This window comes from Pseudomonas tritici (assembly GCF_014268275.3).
GTDB classification, from domain to species: Bacteria; Pseudomonadota; Gammaproteobacteria; order Pseudomonadales; family Pseudomonadaceae; genus Aquipseudomonas; species Aquipseudomonas tritici.
The window spans coordinates 4,755,423-4,774,677 of record NZ_CP077084.1; the positions used below are offsets into that span (position 1 = coordinate 4,755,423).

17 protein-coding genes and 1 other RNA gene are annotated in these 19,255 nt (G+C 61.1%); 5 read left to right on the forward strand and 13 right to left on the reverse strand.

Annotation, left to right across the window (positions count from 1 at the left end):
* The first annotated feature begins 19 nt into the window (after nt 1-19).
* Nucleotides 20-568 carry an adenine phosphoribosyltransferase gene (locus HU722_RS21535; RefSeq protein ID WP_065873845.1) on the forward strand — a complete coding sequence of 183 codons (549 nt, stop codon included), beginning with the start codon at nt 20-22 and terminating at the stop codon, nt 566-568.
* 132 nt (nt 569-700) lie between these two features.
* On the opposite strand, the gene HU722_RS21540 is transcribed toward HU722_RS21535, so the two are convergent.
* From HU722_RS21540 to dnaX, 5 genes are all read right to left on the reverse strand, one after another.
* Nucleotides 701-1,849, reverse strand: coding sequence for an acyl-CoA dehydrogenase family protein (locus HU722_RS21540; protein ID WP_065889789.1), 1,149 nt, complete (start codon nt 1,847-1,849; stop codon nt 701-703).
* Nucleotides 1,850-2,046: 197 nt separating this feature from the next.
* Nucleotides 2,047-2,649, reverse strand: a complete 603-nt coding sequence (gene recR, locus HU722_RS21545; protein WP_065873846.1) for a recombination mediator RecR — start codon at nt 2,647-2,649, stop codon at nt 2,047-2,049.
* A 66-nt stretch (nt 2,650-2,715) separates the two neighbouring features.
* Complete coding sequence (gene curA, locus HU722_RS21550; protein ID WP_065873847.1) at nt 2,716-3,750, reverse strand: NADPH-dependent curcumin/dihydrocurcumin reductase; 1,035 nt, start codon at nt 3,748-3,750, stop codon at nt 2,716-2,718.
* 253 nt (nt 3,751-4,003) lie between these two features.
* Nucleotides 4,004-4,342, reverse strand: coding sequence for a YbaB/EbfC family nucleoid-associated protein (locus HU722_RS21555; protein ID WP_049712036.1), 339 nt, complete (start codon nt 4,340-4,342; stop codon nt 4,004-4,006).
* 43 nt (nt 4,343-4,385) lie between these two features.
* Complete coding sequence (dnaX, locus tag HU722_RS21560) at nt 4,386-6,434, reverse strand: DNA polymerase III subunit gamma/tau (protein WP_065889790.1); 2,049 nt, start codon at nt 6,432-6,434, stop codon at nt 4,386-4,388.
* A gap of 133 nt (nt 6,435-6,567) precedes the next feature.
* Between dnaX and HU722_RS21565 the strand changes: the two genes are divergently transcribed.
* The gene (locus tag HU722_RS21565; protein ID WP_065889791.1) at nt 6,568-7,326 is read left to right on the forward strand and encodes a substrate-binding periplasmic protein; all 759 of its coding nucleotides are present in this window, start codon (nt 6,568-6,570) and stop codon (nt 7,324-7,326) included.
* Here HU722_RS21565 and HU722_RS21570 read toward each other — a convergent pair.
* Nucleotides 7,280-8,176, reverse strand: a complete 897-nt coding sequence (locus HU722_RS21570; protein ID WP_065889792.1) for a DMT family transporter — start codon at nt 8,174-8,176, stop codon at nt 7,280-7,282. The two genes, HU722_RS21565 and HU722_RS21570, sit on opposite strands and share 47 nt — an antisense overlap.
* Nucleotides 8,177-8,278: 102 nt before the next feature.
* Here HU722_RS21570 and HU722_RS21575 point away from each other — a divergent pair, with 102 nt between their 5' ends.
* Both HU722_RS21575 and HU722_RS21580 read left to right on the forward strand, forming a co-directional pair.
* Nucleotides 8,279-9,142 carry a LysR family transcriptional regulator gene (locus tag HU722_RS21575; RefSeq protein ID WP_065889793.1) on the forward strand — a complete coding sequence of 288 codons (864 nt, stop codon included), beginning with the start codon at nt 8,279-8,281 and terminating at the stop codon, nt 9,140-9,142.
* A gap of 61 nt (nt 9,143-9,203) precedes the next feature.
* Nucleotides 9,204-10,106, forward strand: a complete 903-nt coding sequence (locus tag HU722_RS21580) for a DUF2167 domain-containing protein (RefSeq protein WP_065873852.1) — start codon at nt 9,204-9,206, stop codon at nt 10,104-10,106.
* Between the two features lie 76 nt (nt 10,107-10,182).
* Here HU722_RS21580 and HU722_RS21585 read toward each other — a convergent pair whose 3' ends face one another.
* Together HU722_RS21585 and HU722_RS21590 are read right to left on the reverse strand one after the other, a co-directional pair.
* Nucleotides 10,183-10,773 (reverse strand): hypothetical protein, encoded by a 591-nt coding sequence (locus tag HU722_RS21585; RefSeq protein ID WP_065889797.1) that lies wholly within the window; start codon nt 10,771-10,773, stop codon nt 10,183-10,185.
* A 1-nt stretch (nt 10,774) separates the two neighbouring features.
* Nucleotides 10,775-11,821: an N-acetylmuramidase family protein gene (locus HU722_RS21590; protein WP_065889799.1), complete on the reverse strand. Its 1,047-nt coding sequence runs from the start codon at nt 11,819-11,821 to the stop codon at nt 10,775-10,777.
* A gap of 246 nt (nt 11,822-12,067) precedes the next feature.
* On the opposite strand from HU722_RS21590, the gene HU722_RS21595 reads away from it, so the two are divergent.
* The gene (locus HU722_RS21595; RefSeq protein WP_186752073.1) at nt 12,068-12,634 is read left to right on the forward strand and encodes an HI_0983 family protein; all 567 of its coding nucleotides are present in this window, start codon (nt 12,068-12,070) and stop codon (nt 12,632-12,634) included.
* A gap of 2 nt (nt 12,635-12,636) precedes the next feature.
* Here HU722_RS21595 and HU722_RS21600 read toward each other — a convergent pair whose 3' ends face one another.
* The 5 genes from HU722_RS21600 to ligA form a co-directional block, all read right to left on the reverse strand.
* Nucleotides 12,637-14,598 (reverse strand): hypothetical protein, encoded by a 1,962-nt coding sequence (locus tag HU722_RS21600; protein ID WP_186752074.1) that lies wholly within the window; start codon nt 14,596-14,598, stop codon nt 12,637-12,639.
* A gap of 38 nt (nt 14,599-14,636) precedes the next feature.
* Nucleotides 14,637-15,068 carry a hypothetical protein gene (locus HU722_RS21605; RefSeq protein ID WP_065889804.1) on the reverse strand — a complete coding sequence of 144 codons (432 nt, stop codon included), beginning with the start codon at nt 15,066-15,068 and terminating at the stop codon, nt 14,637-14,639.
* Nucleotides 15,069-15,193: 125 nt separating this feature from the next.
* Nucleotides 15,194-15,290, reverse strand: an RNA gene (gene ffs / locus HU722_RS21610) — signal recognition particle sRNA small type.
* A gap of 236 nt (nt 15,291-15,526) precedes the next feature.
* A complete protein-coding gene (locus HU722_RS21615) occupies nt 15,527-16,693 on the reverse strand; it encodes a zinc-binding metallopeptidase family protein (protein ID WP_065881252.1) in 1,167 nt (388 codons plus the stop codon).
* Between the two features lie 203 nt (nt 16,694-16,896).
* On the reverse strand, nt 16,897-19,254 hold the full coding sequence (gene ligA, locus HU722_RS21620; RefSeq protein ID WP_065889808.1) for an NAD-dependent DNA ligase LigA: 2,358 nt from the start codon (nt 19,252-19,254) through the stop codon (nt 16,897-16,899).
* Nucleotide 19,255 lies beyond the last annotated feature (1 nt).

Genomic DNA, 19,255 nt, shown 5'->3' on the forward strand with positions numbered 1-19,255 from the left:
AGCCCAGGACTCTTCGACGATGACCTTTGATTCGTTCGACATCAAATCCCTGATCCGCCCTGTCATCGACTTCCCCAAGCCTGGGGTGATCTTTCGTGACATCACCCCGCTGTTCCAATCGCCTCGCGCCCTGCGCCTGGTGGCCGACAGTTTTGCCCAGCGTTATGTCGAGGCTGACTTCACGCACATCGGCGCGATGGATGCGCGGGGGTTCCTGATCGGTTCGATCATCGCCTATCAACTGAACAAGCCGCTGATCCTGTTTCGCAAGCAGGGCAAGCTGCCAGCCGACGTGCTGGCCGAGGGTTACCAGACCGAGTACGGCGAGGCCTTCCTGGAAGTGCACGCTGACAGCCTGTGTGAGGGTGACTCGGTATTGATCTTTGATGATTTGATTGCCACCGGCGGCACCCTGATCGCGGCGGCGAACCTGGTGCGGCGCATGGGTGCGCAGATTTTTGAAGCGGCGGCGATCATTGATTTGCCGGAGTTGGGTGGGTCGCAGCGGTTGGAAGACATGGGGATTCCGACGTTTTGTCTGACGCAGTTCGCGTTGACTGAAAGGTAACGGTTGCCTGGACTGGCCTTTTCGCGGGCAAGTCGAATCGTCGCACCGCCGCTCCCACATTTGATTGGGTCCACACATTCATATCTGTGGGAGCTGGCTTGCCTGCGATGAGGCCCGAAAGAACACTGCAGCTCACAACCCCATCTGCTTGCTGATGATTTCATTCATCACTTCCCGGGTCCCTCCCCCGATGGACAGGATGCGGTTGTCCCGATACAGCCGCTCCACCAGGCTCCCACGCATATACCCCTGGCCCCCGAGTATCTGCACGGCGTCAAACGTCACGCGGTCGGCGGTGTCGGTGGCGAGATTCTTGGCCATGGAAATTTCCTTGATCACACTTTTTCCGGCGGCCATCTTTGCCGCCTGGCGATAGGTGAATTCGCGGGAGACTTCAACGGCGGTGGCCATTTCCGCCAGGCGATGCTTGATCACTTGGAATTTGCCGATAGGCTTGCCGAAGGCTTCGCGTTGCGCGGCCCATTTGAGGCTTTCCTCAAGTGCCAACTGTGCGGTCATGTTGGCCATAAGGGCCAAGGCCAGGCGTTCGCTCTGGAAGTTGCCCATGATGCAGGCGAACCCCATGTTCTCGGCGCCGATCAGGTTGCCCACCGGCACCCGGCAATCGTCGAAGAACAATTCAGCCGTGTCCGACGCCCACCAGCCCATTTTCTTCAGAGGCTGGCCGACGGTAAAACCGGGGGTGTCTTTTTCGATCAGCAGCAGGCTGATACCGGCAAAGCCCGGCCCGCCGGTGCGCACGGCCACGGTGTAGAAATCGGCGCGGATGCCGCTGGTGATAAAGGTCTTGCTGCCGCTGACGCGGTAGTGGTCGCCGTCGCGAATGGCGCGGGTTTGCAGGCTGGCCACGTCGGAACCGCCGCCCGGCTCTGTGACAGCCAGGGCGATGATCTTCTCACCCGACAACACCAGCGGCGCTACGCGCTGACGGACGTCGGGTCGCGCCCACTTGACGACAGGCGGCAGGCCGATATCCAGCGAACCCAGCCCCGCCACCACGCCGCCGGAGCCGCAGCGCATCAACTCCTCGCTGGCGGCCACTTTGGCGAACAGATCACCTTCATGGCTGCCCCCCAGGGCTTCGGGGTAACCGATGCCCAGTATCCCCGCCGCGCCGGCCTTGAGGTACAGCGCTCGGGGAAAACTCTCGGCCTCTTCCCACTGCTCGACGCCGGGCAACATTTCGCGTTCGACAAAACGGCGCACGCTGTCGCGGACCAATTGGTGGCTGGGGTCGAAGTAGTCCTGATAGGCAGACATCGGCAAGCTCCACGGAGAGGTGGAGCAAAATTACCAAGCGCTTGCTTGGTTATCAAGCCGGATGCAGATTTCACCAACAACACAAAACCAGTGTGGGAGCTGGCTTGCCTGCGATGCAGGCACCGGGGTGTGTCAGTTACACCGTGGTGATGCTATCGCAGGCAAGCCAGCTCCCACCGTTGTAGTGCGGTGTGCCTTTAGAGGGCGATGGGTTTGCGACCGGCGAAGGAATGCGCCAGCGTCCCACCGTCCACCAATTCCAACTCGCCACCCAGCGGCACGCCATGGGCGATGCGCGAGGTGATCAGGCCTTTGTTACTCAGGAGTTGGGCGATGTAATGCGCGGTCGCCTCACCTTCCACCGTCGGATTGGTGGCCAGGATCACTTCGGTAAAGGTGCCCTGCTCTTCAATTCGCGCCACCAGTTGCGGAATGCCGATGGCTTCCGGGCCCAAGCCGTCCAGCGGCGACAGGTGGCCCTTGAGCACGAAGTAGCGCCCGCGATAGCCCGTCTGTTCCACCGCGTACACATCCATCGGCCCTTCCACCACGCACAGCAGCGTGTCGTCGCGGCGCGGGTCGGCACATTGCGGGCAGAGTTCCTCTTCGGTGAGGGTGCGGCACTGGCGGCAGTGGCCCACTCCGGTCATGGCCTGGCTCAGGGCCTGGGCCAACCGGGTGCCGCCGCTGCGATCACGCTCCAGCAGTTGCAGCGCCATGCGCTGGGCGGTTTTCTGGCCCACGCCCGGCAAAGTGCGCAGGGCGTCGATCAGTTGGCGAATCAGGGGGCTGAAGCTCATGGGCGAAAGGTCCGACAAAACAACGAGACGCGGTTTATACCCGCGCCTCGGATTAGCGTCAAATGCTCAATCCTGTGCGACGCGCACCACCAACTTGCCGAAGTTGCGTCCCTCCAGCAAACCGATGAAGGCTTCGGGCGCCTGCTCCAGGCCGTCGACCACATCTTCGCGGAACTTGATCTTGCCATCGCGCACCCACGGCGCCATGGCGCTGAGGAACTCGGGCTGGCGATCACCGTAGTCGTCGAACACGATAAAACCCTGGATGCGCACACGCTTGGTCAGCAACGTACGCTGCAAGGCCGGCAACCGGTCCGGCCCGCTGGGGGCTTCATGGGCATTGTAGCCGGCGATCAACCCGCACAGCGGAATGCGCGCCTTGGGGTTGAGCAAGGGCACCACGGCGTCGAAGACTTTGTCGCCGACGTTCTCGAAATAGATGTCCACGCCCTTGTCGCACGCCTGCGCCAATTCGTTGGCAAAGTCCTCGCTCTTATGGTCGATGCAGGCATCAAAGCCCAATTCGTCCACCACGTAGCGGCACTTGTCCGCCCCCCCGGCGATCCCGATGACGCGCAAGCCCTTGAGCTTGGCCACCTGCCCCACCACCGAACCGACCGCGCCGGATGCCGCTGCCACTACCAGGGTTTCCCCCTCCTTGGGCTGGCCGATGTCCATCAGCCCCATGTAGGCGGTCATGCCCGGCATGCCCAGCACACCCAGGGCCATCGACGGGCTGGCGAGCCCTTTTGGCACCGGCATCAGGTTGCGACCATCGGAAATGCTGTGGCTCTGCCAGCCGGTAGCACCGACTACCAGGTCGCCTACTTCGAATTTCGGATTACGCGACTGCTCGATACGGCTGACAGCGCCACCGGTCATCACTTCGTCGATTTCCACCGGCGCTGCGTAGGACGGTGCGTCGCTCATGCGTCCGCGCATATACGGGTCAAGTGACAGGTACAGCGTCTTAAGCAGGACCTGGCCGTCTGCCAGGTCCGGCAGATTCACCCGCTCCAGGCGGAAGTTTTCCGGGGTGGGGGCGCCCTGCGGGCGTGAGACCAGGACAATGCGCTGGTTCAGGATCGGTTCTTGAGACATGAGGGGGCTCCTTTATCGAATTCATCGGTATAGGGTGCAGACACCGGCTGATACCTCGAGGTTCTATAGAGTCACCGACTCGTAGCAGCTGTCGAGCGCCAGCGAGGCTGCGTCGGCCACACCAATGTCTTGCGCCAGGCGAATATCCGAGGCGCCCCCACGCAGCCTCGCTGGCGCTCGACAGCTGCTACGGGCGAGTAAAAAAAATGCCAGGCACGAGGCCTGGCATTGGAGTCTAGCTAAAGCTTGCCGGTCAGAACGGCAGCTTCATGCCCGGTGGCAATTGCATGCCAGCGGTCACGCCGCCCATTTTTTCCTGGCTGTTGGCTTCGATCTTGCGCACGGCGTCGTTGACGGCCGCGGCGAACAGCGCCTCGAGCATTTCCAGGTCATCTTCGCTGGTGCCTGGCAATACGCTTGGGTCGATGCTCACGCGCTTGATGTCGTGACGACCGGTCATTACCACACTGACCATATCGCCACCGGCCTTACCGGTGACTTCGGCGTTGGCCAGTTCTTCCTGCATCTTGGCCATCTTTTCCTGCATCTGCTGCGCCTGCTTCATCAGGCCGGCCATGCCACCTTTCATCATGGGAATCACCTCAAAAGTACGTGGATCAATGAGTAGCCCGGTGTTATGACGCTTGGGGCACCGGGGCTTCGACGGGTTCAATAGTATCGTGACGGACGACCGCACCGAACTGTTGCATCATTTGCTGGATGAGCGGATCAGCGTGGATCGAGTCCTCTGCTTCACGCTGGCGGTTGATACGCCGGCGGCTCGCGGCCTGGGCCGGGGTTTCCTGCTCAGGCTTGATCAGCTCGATGGCGATGGTCAGCGTGCGCTCATGGTACTGGTTCAGCGCATCGTTCAGGCGGCGCTGCTGGGTCGCGTTGAACAGGGCGCTGTGGGCCGGGTCCAGGTGCAACAGCCAGTGGTCGCCCTCAATGGAAATCAGTGTGCAGTTGGCGGCGATGCTGCCGGTCATGCCGGAGATCGGCAGTTTCGGGAACAGCTCCAGCCATTGCAGGGCCAGGCCGGTGGCCGGGGCTGCAGCGGGTTCCGCCTCGGGCTCAGGGGCCGGCTCGGCGGTGTGTTCGCTGGCCAGGTCGTCCAGGTAGCTGTAGGCCGAATCCATGTCCGGCTCGATATAGTCTTCGTCCAGCGGCGGTTCGTCGTCGAGGTCGATGCCTGGGGTGGCAGCTTCCACTTGGGCCACGGTTGGCTCGGGGACAGGCGCAGAGGCCCACTCAGGGGCATCCGGCACCACGCTGTCCGGGGTCGGCGTGGGCATCGGCGTCAGCTCGGGCTGCTCGCTGCTGGTTTCCAGCACGGGCTCCACGGCAGGCACCTGCTCGACTTCAGCGTCGGCGTCTACCGGATCATTCCAAGGCAAATCGACGACCGGCTCAGGCTCGACAATCGGTTCCGGCTCGACCACTGGCGCCACAGGCTCAGGCTCAGGTGCCGGCGCGACCGGCGCGGGTGCAGCCACCACTGGCGCAACCGCTGCCGCGCCAGCCACTGGTTTGGCGGAATCAACTGTGGCCTGGCTGATCCCCACTGGCTTTAGCGGCTGTCTCGGCGCATCGGCCGAGTCGGCGGGCCGGAAGGCCAGCATGCGCAGCAGCACCATTTCAAAGCCACCGCGCGGGTCCGGCGCCAAAGGCAGATCCCGGCGACCGATCAGGCCCATCTGGTAGTAGAACTGCACATCTTCGGCCGGCAATGCCTGGGCCAGGGCCAGCACGCGGTCGCGGTCGCCATGGCCATTGTCGACACCTTCCGGCAGAGCCTGGGCGATGGCAACGCGGTGCAGCACATTGAGGATTTCCGACAGCACGCCGTTCCAGTCCGGGCCTTGCTCCGACAGGTGACGCACGGCTTCGAGCAACGCCTTGGCGTCGCCTTCGATCAGCGCGTGCAGCACGTCGAATACCTGACCGTGGTCGAGGGTGCCGAGCATGGCGCGCACGTCGGCGGCCATGACCTTGCCTTCACCAAAGGCGATGGCCTGATCGGTGAGGCTCATGGCGTCCCGCATCGAACCATCGGCGGCGCGGCCGAGCAGCCACAAGGCGTCGTCTTCAAACGGTACGTTCTCGACGCCCAGCACGTGGGTCAAATGCTCGACCACTCGCTCGGGGGTCATGTTTTTCAGGGAGAACTGCAGGCACCGCGACAGAATAGTTGCAGGTAGTTTCTGCGGGTCGGTGGTGGCCAGGATGAATTTGACGTAGGGCGGCGGCTCTTCCAAGGTTTTCAACAAGGCGTTGAAGGAATGGCTGGACAGCATGTGCACTTCGTCGATCAGGTAGACCTTGAAGCGGCCACGGCTCGGCGCGTACTGCACGTTATCCAGCAGCTCGCGGGTGTCTTCGACCTTGGTACGGCTCGCGGCGTCGATCTCGATCAGGTCGACAAAACGCCCTTCGTCGATTTCCTTGCACACCGAGCAGGTGCCGCAGGGCGTCGAAGTGATACCGGTTTCACAGTTCAGGCATTTGGCGATGATGCGCGCAATGGTGGTCTTGCCCACTCCCCGGGTACCGGTGAACAGGTAGGCATGGTGCAGCCGTTGGCTGTCCAAGGCATTGATCAGAGCCTTGAGCACATGGGTCTGGCCGACCATTTCGCGGAACGAGCGCGGACGCCATTTACGTGCAAGAACCTGATAACTCATCGAAAACCGTCGCAACTGGGAAGCGGAAGCCGGTAATGCTAGCGGAGCAAGGGGGAAATTGCATCCGGCACGCTCGCCTAATCTGACTAAGCTTGCCTGATTGGCCCCAAAAAGGCCTGAACCCGGAGAGCATATGCGCGTAGTCCTGGGCGCCTTATGGATGATTACCACGGCAAGCCTGGCAGCGCCCGCACCGTTGCGTTTCTCGGTTTCCGACAGCTGGGCGATGCCCATGGTGCAATTGGAGGGCGGACAGCCCACCCAAGGCATTTTGTATGACCTGATGTTGAGCCTGGCCACCCAGGTCGGCCACCCGGCCGAATTCCACGTACTGGCTCGCGCGCGAATTGCCAGCGCTATGGAGCATGGCGAGATTGATGTGCGCTGTTATGTCACCCAGGCCTGGGTCGACAACTTGTCCGGTGACTACACGTGGAGTATCCCGTTGATGGTGCAGCGCAACCTGTTGATCAGCACCCATATCCCTGCGCAGCCGGTTCAGGTTGTCAAACTTGCGCCACAAGCCATCGGCACGGTGCTCAATTATCGCTACGCCACCCTTGAGCCTTTGTTTGCCAGCGGCCAGCTCAGCCGTGACGATGCCCGCAGCGAAGAGCAGGTGCTGCAAAAACTGGTGGCCGGGCGCTTCAAGTTCGCCGTGACCAATGAATGGACACTCGACCGGTTCAACCAGCGGATGCCGGTCGGCAAACGCCTGCACAAGGTCGCGGTGATCGATCAACAGAACCTGGGCTGCACCGTGCGCAATGATCCGAATGTGCCCGTGCAAAAAATCCTGCGCACCTTATTGCGGATGAAGATATCGGGCGAGATCGACGAAATCATCAAGCTGTATACCGGAGAGGCCAGCGTAAACGCCCCTCCAGACTGATTGCTGCCACGCTGGCCAATACAATCACGCCGCCCAGCACCACTTGCAGGGCGATGTGCTCACCCAGCAACGTCGCCGCCATCACCATGGCGACCGGCGGGATCAGGTACATCGCCACCGAGGCGCGGCTGACCTCGACATGCTTCAACACGTAGCCCCACGCCAGGTACGCCAAAGCGCTGGGGAAAATCCCGAGCACCAGCACTGCAAGGTTCTCCGACAGCGGCGCCTGCATCACGGCAGCGGGCAGGCCTGGCAGGTTCACGCAGAGCATCAACGTGCCCACCCACACCATGTAGCACGCCATCGTCAGCGGGCTATAGCGATGGGCATAGTGTTTCTGGATGACGAAGTACAGGCTCCACGACACCGCCGCCAGCAGGATCAGCGAACCGCGCGGGTCGATATCGCCCACGACGTGATCGCCCCAGATCACCACCAGCACGCCGAGCAAGCCAAGCAACACGCAGCTCCAGCGCCAGAGGCTGACTCGCTCCTTCAAGCAGAAAAACGCGATCAAAACACTGAACAGGGGTGCCGATTGCGCCAGTACGCTGGACGCCGCGGCACTCACGAATTGCTGTCCATAATTGAGGCTGGTGTGATGCAGGAACACCCCGAAAAAGCTCAACACCAGCAGCCACGGCACATCCCTCAGGCGCGGCCGGCCGATGCCCATCACCAGCGCCACACCAGCCATGAACACCGAAGCGATCAGAAACCGCAGCAGCGCGAGCTGCCCAGGGCTGTAGCTGTGCAGCCCGATGTGCACGCCAATCGGCGAATAGGCCCAACAGAGGATGACGCTGGCGATGACTAGCGTAAGCTTCAGGGGTGACGGGGTGTTCATCGACGGCATCCGAAAACTGAGAAGGAATGCCGTCAGTCTTGGCCCGGGCAAGGCGTAGGACAATTAAGCGTTTCTGACTTCTGAAATCACTGGAACTGAGTAATGGAACTGGCCCAACTGAAAATGGTGCGAGCCGTGGCGCAGACCGGCAGCGTGGCCCAGGCCGCCCTGCAATTGCACTGTGTGCCGTCCAACATCACCACGCGTATCAAGCAGTTGGAAGGCGAGTTGGGCACGCCGCTGTTTATCCGCGCCGGGCGCGGGCTGGCGATCAGTGCTGCCGGTGAGATTTTCCTCGAGTATTGCGAACGCATCCTGGCCTTGGTCGACGAATCCAAACGCGCCGTGGATGCCAACGCCATTCCCCGTGGCACCCTGCGCATCGGTGCGGTGGAGTCCAGCGCCAGCGGCCGTCTGCCGCCGCTGCTGGCGGAATATCACCGGCGCTACCCGGATGTGAGCCTGGAGCTGGTCACCGGCGCCTGGGGCGAACTGCTCGATGACCTGCAACACCACCGCCTGGATGTGGCGCTGGTGGCTGCCGGCAACAAACGCGCGAAGCTCGAGCACAGCGTGGTCTACAGCGAACGCCTCGTATTGATCGCCAGCGCCTCCAGCGCACCGATCCACAGCGCCGAGGACCTGGCCGGCCGTACCCTGCTGGTATGGCCGCCTGGCTGCCCGTATCGGGCGGCGCTGGAGAACTGGGTCAAGCCCCATGACTTCAAGCCGGCCATCGCCAGCTATGCCAGCTGGGGCACGATCATCGGTTGTGTCAGCGCGGGGATTGGCGTGGCGCTCGCGCCGGAAGGCATCCTGGCCCGCTATGAGCAGGCCAATCAGCTGGCGTCGTACCGGTTTGATGAACTGCAGGCCGTGGGCAATTTGCTGTTCTGGCACAAGGACACCCAGCGGCACCTGGCGCGGGATGCGTTTGCCGGGTTGTTGCGGGAGACTTTTGGCTAACCCGTAACAGGTTCTTTCAGTTATTATTTTGCGAAATTAATTCAAAATGTAAGGGACTACCATGAATTACTTCCGCCTGTTGTTGGCGGCGGCCGTTTTGAGCCTGCCTGCCGCCCCCGCCTTTGCCGCTTCCACACCCGCGCCCGTTGAAGCCAGTGCGCCCGCCGAAACGGCCGAGCACTTCCTCAAGTCCCTCAAGCAGAAGACCGGCACGGTCACCCTGCCCAGTGGCATAGCAACCCTCAAGCTCAACGACGAGTTCTATTACCTCGACCCCGCCGACACCGAGCGCTTGCTGACGGACGGCTGGGGCAACCCGCCGGGCTTCAAGACCCTGGGCATGATCGTGCCGAAAGCCGTTAGCCCACTGTCGGAACGTGGCTGGGGCGTGATCGTCAGCTACAAGGCCGACGGGCACATTTCCGACGAGGACGCCGCAAAAATCGACTACGCCGAACTGCTCAAACAAATGCAGGAAGAAGACGAGGCCGAAAACAAAGAACGCCAGCAACAAGGCTACGCCGGCCTGCACTTGCTGGGCTGGGCCGAGCCGCCGCACTACGACGACACCACCCACAAGATGTATTGGGCCCGCGAACTGAAGGCCGACGACGCCGAGCAGACCACCCTCAACTACAGCATCCGCGTGCTGGGCCGTGAAGGCGTGCTGGAACTCAACGCCGTCGCCGCCATGACCGACCTGCCCACCATCAAGCAGGAATTGCCCAAGGTCTTGGCCTTCACCAACTTCACCGACGGCAACCTGTACACCGACTTCAACCCGAGCACCGACAAGCTTGCCACTTACGGCCTCGCGGCGTTGGTCGCCGGCGGGATTGCGGCCAAAGCCGGATTGTTCGCCAAGATCGGCATCTTCCTGCTGGCCGCGAAGAAGTTCCTGGTGATAGGCGTGGTGGCGTTGTTCGCCGTGATCCGTAAGCTGTTCAACCGCAACAAAGCCTGAACCCAGACATGAAAACGCCGCAACGTGCGTGGCACGTTGCGGCGTAATCGGAGGTTCTGAGTTGGGCTGCGCGTGTCTAGGGTTTAGGCGCAGACAAACGGCTGTACTGATCCTGGCTGATCCAACCGGTAAACGAACGGCTCTGCGCATTGATGAATTCGACCTGCGCCCAACCATCCTTAAAGGCCAGCACGCCGACCACGTCGTTTTTGACAATGTAGGGGCGTTTCACGGGCTTGGCAGTTGGGGTTTTCAGCAAGTACGCCTTGTCGGCGGACACCGTCACCAGGCCGATCCATTTCTTGTTGGCGGTCTGGGTCAAGTCCAGGCCGGTGGCGATCTCCGGCATCAGCACATTCAAGCAACCGGGGTGCTGGCGGCCCTCTTTTACGGTCAGGGTCACGCCGTCCGAAGAAGGCGCCACGCTGCCAGGGTAGGCCTCATCGTTCCAGGTGGTCAGCGCGTCAGGCTTGCCTTGCAGGTAGAACGTGCAACTGCGCGTGACACCCTCACCCATCGCTTCTGCGTAATAGCCTTCGACCTGATGCTCGGGCGTCACCGCCAGCATCAACCCCTCGTACTTGCCCGAATGCAACGCGGGTGCACCGGCCAAGGCAGGCGCTACGGCGCACAACGACAACACACCCACTGCTAGAAAACGGATCATCTTATTTTTTCCCTTCAAGTTTCTCGTAGGCTTCTTTCATCAGGACGTCATAGTTGCCGTAGTCCTTGCCGTTATAGTTTCGCGCCATGGAAGTGAAATCCTTGGCTTTCATGGCCGTCATCAACGCTGAGCTGTTAGCGCAAAACGCGAGAAACGCCTTCAGTTGGTTACCGACATTCACTTTCAATGCCGCGGCAAACTCAAACACCGTCTTGTAACCGCATGAGGCGTAGTTGAACCCCATGGTCTGAAACATGCCCCACGACGCCGACATCAACGCCGCTTCCTGATCCAGGGCGAAGGCGGTGGCCATGGTTTCCCAGGCCTTGACCTGATCCTTGTTATTGACCTGCCACTGCGGCCCGGCCTTTCTTACATAGACGTACGAAAGCAACGGGTGCGCCTGGTCGTAGATATGCTTGGTGTACTTGCGAAACTGGTGCCCTTCAAACGCAATGATCGGCAACTTGGCCGGCCCAAAACCTGATCGACCACCGGACTCAACCGTGGCGAAGGCCCTGATGACATTCACCGAAATGCCGTTGCCCAACTGCTTGGCGGCATTCTGAAAATCCGCATCGGAGAGCGTCATGCCGCCGTCGCACGTGGCCTGGAGCATTAACTGGCGGTTACGTCGCTCGGCTTCGATCATCGCGCGCATGCGGTCCAGGTACACGTTGACCGTCGCCTGCACTGCATCACCCTGATTGTTACCGAATGCGTTCAGAAAGCTTGGAATGCGCATGCTCGGGAAGGCCTTCAACGGCACCTTTACCGCTTCTTCGATCAAGCTGTTGAAGGTGCGACCGGTGGGGTCGATCACGCCATCGGGGTGGGCGTATTTGAGGTGACGGAACTGGTACTGGCTGATGCACTGCACCAACTGGCCATCGCACTTGCCGTTCTCGGCCAGCGGAAAACCCAGTTTGGGAATGATCAGGTTGAATAAATACTGGATGCACTGCACATCGGCGGGCAAGTTGCGGGCTTTACCGGGAGTCCCTACCGAAGCACTGATAAGACGGGGTAACCCTTGCAGGCTTTTCATCACAGACATCCTTGTTAGTTAAAGAAGTGATAGCACTTCAATATCAACTACACACCCTTGTCATACTCTGAAACAAGTGGCTGGCGGAAACTAGCAAGGCGGTTTGGGGTTGTCCAGAAAGTGTTTTAAAAGCTGTGAGGGAGCCCTCAAGGACAGATCGGGAACACGCAGTTTTTCGACTGATAGGCAGTATTCAGCCGCCTGTTGGGCTACTGTCTCTGCCTCACATTATTTTCAAGGATTGAAATGAAAATCACGTTAGTTGTTTTGTCTGTCTTGGCCCTGCTCTGCGGTTGCACTTCGCCCCCAGCCACTGTTGCCCCCGACCTGTCGCGCCCATCCATTGCCGAAACCAAATCGGTGGTGTTCGACGGCAAGACATTCGTCCTGAAATTTCAGAAACCCGGCCTATGGGAATACTTCCCGGCGCAGGAAAGCGTCGATGCCTGGAATGAGATGGTGGATTTTACCGTGGTCCCTCGCGAGATGAACCGTTTCGAACCCCTCGACCTCGCCAAGAATACCGTCCGGCTTCACCAGCAGGAAAACCCCAATATGCCGTCGATCCTCGCGACGGACAATGCCACCGGGATCGTGTATTTGGTGATGTATTTCCCCGAGTCTCTGCGCAAGGACGGACGTTTCTCTGAAGTCAGTTTCTTCAAATATTACCGGGACAGTGGCACCGGCCAGACCATCATCTTTCACTTTGCCAGGAACATTCCAACACCGAGCGATCCGCCAAAAACGGTAGAGGCGATGGGCCCCGAAATTGTCCCGGTGATCAAGGCATTCCCGGTGTACCGGCCGTAATATCAGTAACCGTGCGACCCGCTGAACCCCTGATAATGGTGATACTTGAGCCATTCGACCACATCGTAAGGGACGTAAAGCTGTTGCTTTGCGCGGGAAATTGCGATGTACACGGCACAGATCCGCTGATCGAACGCGTAGGCATCCTTGAACTTCACGTTGGTCAGCAGCTCAGGGGTCAGCAGCACCCGATTGAATTCCATGCCACCCGCCTCTTCCGCCAGCATCAGCAGGCAACGCTTGCCGGGGACCCCGCCCAAGCGGTTCAAGCGTGTGATATCGGCGACATTGAAGCCTTTTTCCAGCTCACTCTCGACCCACAGGAACGACTCATCAAACTGGCTGGCATCACGCACCTGTTGCCAGTCAGCCATGTCGCTGAAATACACGTGCGGCCCGTTCTCGTTGTGCTCGTTGCTGTAGAACTGCGGCTTGAACAGGGCGATGGCGCTGATCATGAAGCGCTGGAGATCCTGCTGCGCCGCGTTGTCGGGGAACCCGAACGGGCAGTTGGCCTGCTGCAAATGAATGGCCCATTTCATCGTGTCCCAAGGCGACGCGGTCAACACCACGCAGCCTTCCGGCGGCACGAAGCCCTGGGGGTAATGTTCGATGCCGACGTCCGCATCCCGCGCGCCTTCGAAGGGGGTCTTGCACTTTTGCGAGTGCACGCTGATCAACGGGTTGACCAGCCGCTCGACGTTGCGGCCCGAGCGCACGGAATAGCTGATGTCGGTGTGCCGGACTTCGCGCTTTCTTCTGACCATCACACCGCTGGCCAATTGGTACTCATCGCCGAGGGTGATCAGCACTTGGCGGCCGCGTTCGATAATCTGCAACAACGAAGGCGGGATGTCCTGGCTTTCATCGATCAATACATGGGTGTACCGAGGCGGCACCACACAACCGTCGAGACTCGCGCGCTTGATCAGCAACAACGCCGCGAACTCGGGTGGGCTGGCCCATTGCGGGTTGGCCTCCAGGTAAGTCCACACACGGCTGGAATACTCCAGTAACACCTGGGCATCCACACCTGACAACGGTTGTTTGAAATGCGGCAAATGCCTGGCCGAGAGGCTGTGATGGCTGGAATGACAATAGCGTTCGAGCACCTTGAGACACACATCGACGGTCGCTGGACCCTCGTGGCCGCGCCACCCATGGATATCCAGGGTTTGCGCCACAGCCAGTTTGCCGGGCAACCTGGCCGGCGTTGCCTGCGCGGGCGGGCGTGGCCCGTGCAACAGGGCCTTGGCGAAACCAGCAAACGTCGAGCCGGCCTTGCTGTCGCGCCCCAACCCCATACGTTCGCGAAGAGTCGCCAGCTTTGCTGGCGTGCGCGCCAGTATCAGGGTCTGTTCAGGCCGCAGGCACTCCATCAAGGCGCCGAGCAGGTGGCTCTTGCCGATGCCCGCGTAGCCTTGAACATGCAAGTCTTCATTCAAGTTGGCCCGAAAGGTGCGCACCAGCTTGTCCTGAGCCGGGCTGAGCCAGCGTTCGCGGTGCCGGGGTGTAATCATTTGCTGGCTGAACGGGTCATTGCTGCGCAGATGGCGGACCTTGTAGCCGATATCCCATTTACCCGTAGGCAACAGGTAATACCGCGCCGCCACTTCTTCAGCTGAAAGCAGGCGCAGGTTCACGCTTTTGAGCGCGTTAAACCCAAAGTACAGCTTGCGCGGGTCGAACAGCCGTTGCGCTTCAGACAGCAACGTCGCAGCGCCCGAAGACGGTGAATCCACTGCCCAGCCGAGCAACTTTTCCAGGATGCGTTCAGCGCCAGCGCACGTCAGGTCTTTTTCCGCGGCCTGGGCCAGGTTCTGGATGACGAGCACGGCGGCCAGCTCCGGGTCCGTCAGGCCGACCAAGGCCTCGGCGCCGTTCGTGCCGAGCAGGGCGGTGCAGGTTTCGTCCGTGACGGGCAGGAAGACGGGGCTGGATAAATCAAAGTGTTCCGGTTGCATAGTTCCTCGCAGCCAGGGGCCGACGTACGTCGCGTGGATCAGGCATGGTCCTGGCTACCCAGTTCGAACCGATACTCGCCCAGGGAGCCTGACATCCCGCCGCAGCGGGCCGGCGAGTCAGCCCCAGAGGCCATCGCATTGATCTGCTGCTGGAGTTCGAAAACCGCCATCTCGAGCAACCTGCGCAAGTCTTCGGCACTCTGCGCGGCCACATTCAATTGCAGCGTGCAGGCGCCCGCGAGTGGCGGCGGCGCGGGCTGGGCGATCGGCGCGGGGGCATCCGTCACTTCCTCGACCCGGATCATTTGCGCCTCGCTGAGGATTTGCGCGTGTTCGTCGTCCATCAGGTCCAATACCCTCGACAATTCCAGGGTCTGTTCAGGATGCGATTGAATACGGTCCTTGATCTCCAGGCGCCGCATCTGCCATTCCCGCAGTTTTTCGCGCGTGAGGTCGTCGACTTTTTCCACGTGTGCTGTCTCCGGATGCCAGGCATAGGAGTATGCCGCCATGGACTGCCCGATGGCAGATGGCGTGAAAGCATTTTTGAATTGAAAGTGATGAGGTGTTGCAAGAAAGAGCGTTATGGAGGCAACCCCACCAGCCACACCCCGGCACACAATGTTCCCGCTGTGGCTGCTGCCTTCCGGCTCTGACCAGGTTCACGGGTAATCGTTGCGGGGGGACCGATGGGGTCACCATAACGACGCCTGCCTCTCGGCAAGCGGGGCCATTGTACCGATCTCATCGGAAGTTACAACCGTTGGGGCCGGATTAAAAATATGAAGGAGCTCAAGCACTTGTCTGCGCCCCAGGGAGCCACACAGAACCCTGTGGTAGCCGGGCTTGCCCGCGATGCTGACGACTCGGTCTGCCTGGGCTACCGAGTGATGCCATCGCAGGCAAGCCAGCTCCCACACACGGCGAGTTACTGCGCCTGTACCACCTCATCCGCCCTACCGCCCTCTTCCTGGATCACCAGGTGAATAAAGTGCAGCTTGGCGATTACTGCCGGTGGCAGCACGAAGGGATAGAAATCCGGCTGGCCCATGCTGCGCGACAGCTCGTTAAGCATGCCGGCCAGTTCGATCCAGGCATTGACGAACGACAGGAACGCTGCACCGCCAGGGTGTTCAGGGTCGTAGAGCGTGCTGAGCGGGAATGGCTGGTAATCCAGCTCCATCGTGCGGGCGCTCATGCCGAAGCCGAGGGCGGTGTCGACCGCGTCCATCATGTGCAGGTAGTGGGCCCAGGTTTCGGCCCAGTCTTCCCAGGGGTGCATGGTGGCGTAGGCACTGACGCAGGTTTGCTGCCAGTCGGGGCGTGGCCCGTTCTGGTAGTGCTGGTCGAGCGCATCGGCATAACTGGCGCGTTCGTCGCCGAACAGGTTGCGAAACGCTTCAAGCCAATGGGTATTGGCGACCAGGCGATCCCAGTAATAGTGACCGACCTCATGGCGAAAGTGCCCGAGCAAGGTGCGATAGGGTTCGCGCATTTGCACACGGACTTTTTCACGGTGGGCGTCGTCGGCTTCCTTGATGTCGAGGGTGATCAGACCGTTCGCATGGCCGGTCATGGGCGCGTTGCCTTCCAGGTCGATACCAACGAAGTCGAAGGCCAGGCCGTTATCTTCATCGGCACTCTTTGGCACAACGCGCAAACCCAAGCTGATCAGTTGCGCGACCAAGCGGCGCTTGGCGGTCTCGACCTTGCGCCAGCGGTCGTGGTTTTCCGCGATCGACAGGTCGGGGATGGTGCGGTTCAAGCTGCAGGCCACGCACAGCGATGCCGTGCTGTGGGCCGGGATCAGCCAGTTGCAGGCGGCCGGCGTGTCGAGGTTGGCGCAGCGGCGGAAGGCGCCGGCGGCGAGGTTGTCGTCCTGTAGCCAGGTGCCCTCGACGGGACCGGGCTGCAGGGAGGACAGGCGACTTTGTTGCGCTTGATACCCCAGCAACGCCTGGCAGGCCAGGCATTGGCTGTTGCGAAAAAACAGCGATTGACCGCACCGGCACTGCCACACCTTGCTATCGCGAGACGTGCCGGCTACGAACGGTGCAGCGATGCGCGAACTGAGTTGTTCGAAGTAGCGGAACATGGCGATCTCTTCCTGTCTTGAGTACCAAAAATAACCGCGTAGCCGCTGTCGAGCTTAAGCGAGACTGCGTCGGCAACACTGCCCATCCTGCGTCGGGCCCTGCACCGCATCGCCTCCAACGCAGCCTCGTTGGCGCTCGACAGCTGCTACGGGGCGCGCGTAGGAACTCTGAGCATCGCCAGTAAGAGATCGTTCAGTAAGAATCAGACCGTGATGTTGTGCTTGGCGAGGAAGGCGACGAAGGCTTCTTCATCCAATACCTTCAAGCCCAACTCGCTGGCTTTGGCCAGCTTGGAACCCGCCCCCGGCCCCGCCACCACGCAATGGGTTTTCGCCGAGACGGAACCCGCCACCTTGGCGCCGAGGCTTTCGAGTTTTTCCTTCGCCACGTCGCGACTCATCAGCTCCAGGGAGCCGGTGAGCACCCAGGTGTGCCCGGCTTCGGGCAAACCTTCGACGACTTTCTTCTCGCTCAGCCAGTGCATGCCGAAGTCCTTGAGCTGCTGCTCGATGGCCAGGGCGCGGTTGGCATTGCCTTGGTTGTCAAAAAAGTCGCGTACGGCCTTGGCCTGTTTCTCGGGCAGGGCCTGGCGCATATCCAGCCAGTCCGCCTTGATCACGCCTTCGAGGGTGCCGAACTTGTCCGCCAGTTTCTGCGCAGCGCCCGGGCCGACGCTCGGCACGTGCAACTTGTCGAGCAAGCCGCCCAAGGTGGTGCTGGCGGCGAATTCGGCACTCAGGTCGCCCTGCTCCTGCAATTGCAGACCGCATTCATCCGGCGACAGCAGCGCACCGATCACATCCTGGTTATGGCTGTCTTCAAAGAAGCTGTGGATCTCGTGCGCCACTTCCAGACCGACGTCCGGCAAGTACGTCAGCACTTCCGGCAAGGCCTTCTGCACACGTTCCAGCGAGGCCAGGGAGCGCGCCAGCACCTTGGCGGTCTCCTCGCCTACGTCGGGAATGCCCAGGGCATAGATAAAGCGCGCCAGGGTCGGGGTCTTGCTGTTTTCGATGGCGCTAATCAGCTTCTTGCTGGAAATATCGGCGAAGCCTTCCAGGTCGATGATCTGCTCGTACTTCAGTTTGTAGAGATCCGCCGGCGAGCCGATGAGTTTTTCATCCACCAACTGTTCGATGGTCTTGTCGCCGAGGCCGTCGATATCCATGGCACGACGCGAAACAAAATGGATGATCGCCTGCTTGAGCTGCGCGCCACAGGCCAGGCGGCCGACGCAACGGTACACCGCGCCCTCGCTGACGGTTTCCTTGCCTTTGCTGCGCTTGACCAGTTGCGTGCGTTCCACATGGGAACCGCACACCGGGCAGCGCTCGGGGATCGGCACTGGCCGCGCCGTTTCCGGGCGTCGTTCAAGCACCACCGACACGACTTGTGGGATTACGTCACCGGCACGGCGGATGATCACGGTATCGCCGATCATCACGCCCAGGCGCGCCACTTCGTCCATGTTGTGCAAGGTCGCGTTGGACACGGTGACACCCGCGACCTTGACCGGCTTCAGGCGCGCCACCGGCGTGACGGCACCGGTGCGGCCAACCTGGAATTCGACGTCGAGCAGTTCGGTCAGCTCTTCCAGGGCCGGGAATTTATGCGCGATGGCCCAGCGCGGTTCGCGGGCGCGGAAACCCAGTTCGCGCTGGGAGGCAATGCTGTTGACCTTGAACACCACACCGTCGATCTCATACGGCAGGCTGTTCCGCCGCTCGCCGATATCACGGTAGTACTCCAGGCAATCCTGGATGCCCTTGGCCAGCTTCAGCTCGTGACTGATGGGCATGCCCCACTGCTTCAGTTGCTGCAGGTTGCCAATGTGGCTGTCGCTGATATCGGTGGTCACGCCATAACAGCAAAATTCCAGCGGGCGGCTGGCAGTGATCTTTGAGTCCAACTGGCGCAGGCTGCCGGCAGCCGCATTGCGCGGGTTGGCGAAGGTCTTGCCGCCGACGTCCAGTTGCGAGCCGTTGAGCCGCTCGAAACCGGCCTTGGACATAAACACTTCGCCGCGCACCTCAAGGGTGGCCGGCCAGCCGCTGCCGTGCAGCTTCAATGGGATATTGCGCACGGTGCGCACGTTGACGCTGATGTCTTCACCGGTGGTGCCGTCGCCACGGGTAGCGCCCCGTACCAACTCGCCATCCTGGTACAGCAGGCTGACCGCCAGGCCGTCCAGCTTGGGCTCGCAGCTGTACTCCACCGCCGCGCCACCGCCAAACAGATCGCCTGCAGGCAGGTCGAGACCTTCGGTCACCCGGCGATCGAACTCCAGCATGGTGGTTTCATCAAACGCGTTGCCCAGGCTGAGCATCGGAATCTCGTGCTTCACCTGCGTGAACGCCGACAGCGCCGCACTGCCGACCCGCTGCGTCGGTGAGTCCCGCGTAATCAGCTCCGGATGCTCGGCCTCCAGGGCCTTGAGCTCATGGAACAACCGGTCGTACTCGGCGTCCGGAATGCTTGGCTCGTCGAGGACGTGGTAACGGTAGTTGTGCTGATCCAGTTCAGCGCGCAGTTCGAGGATGCGGGTAGGGGCGGCGGTCATG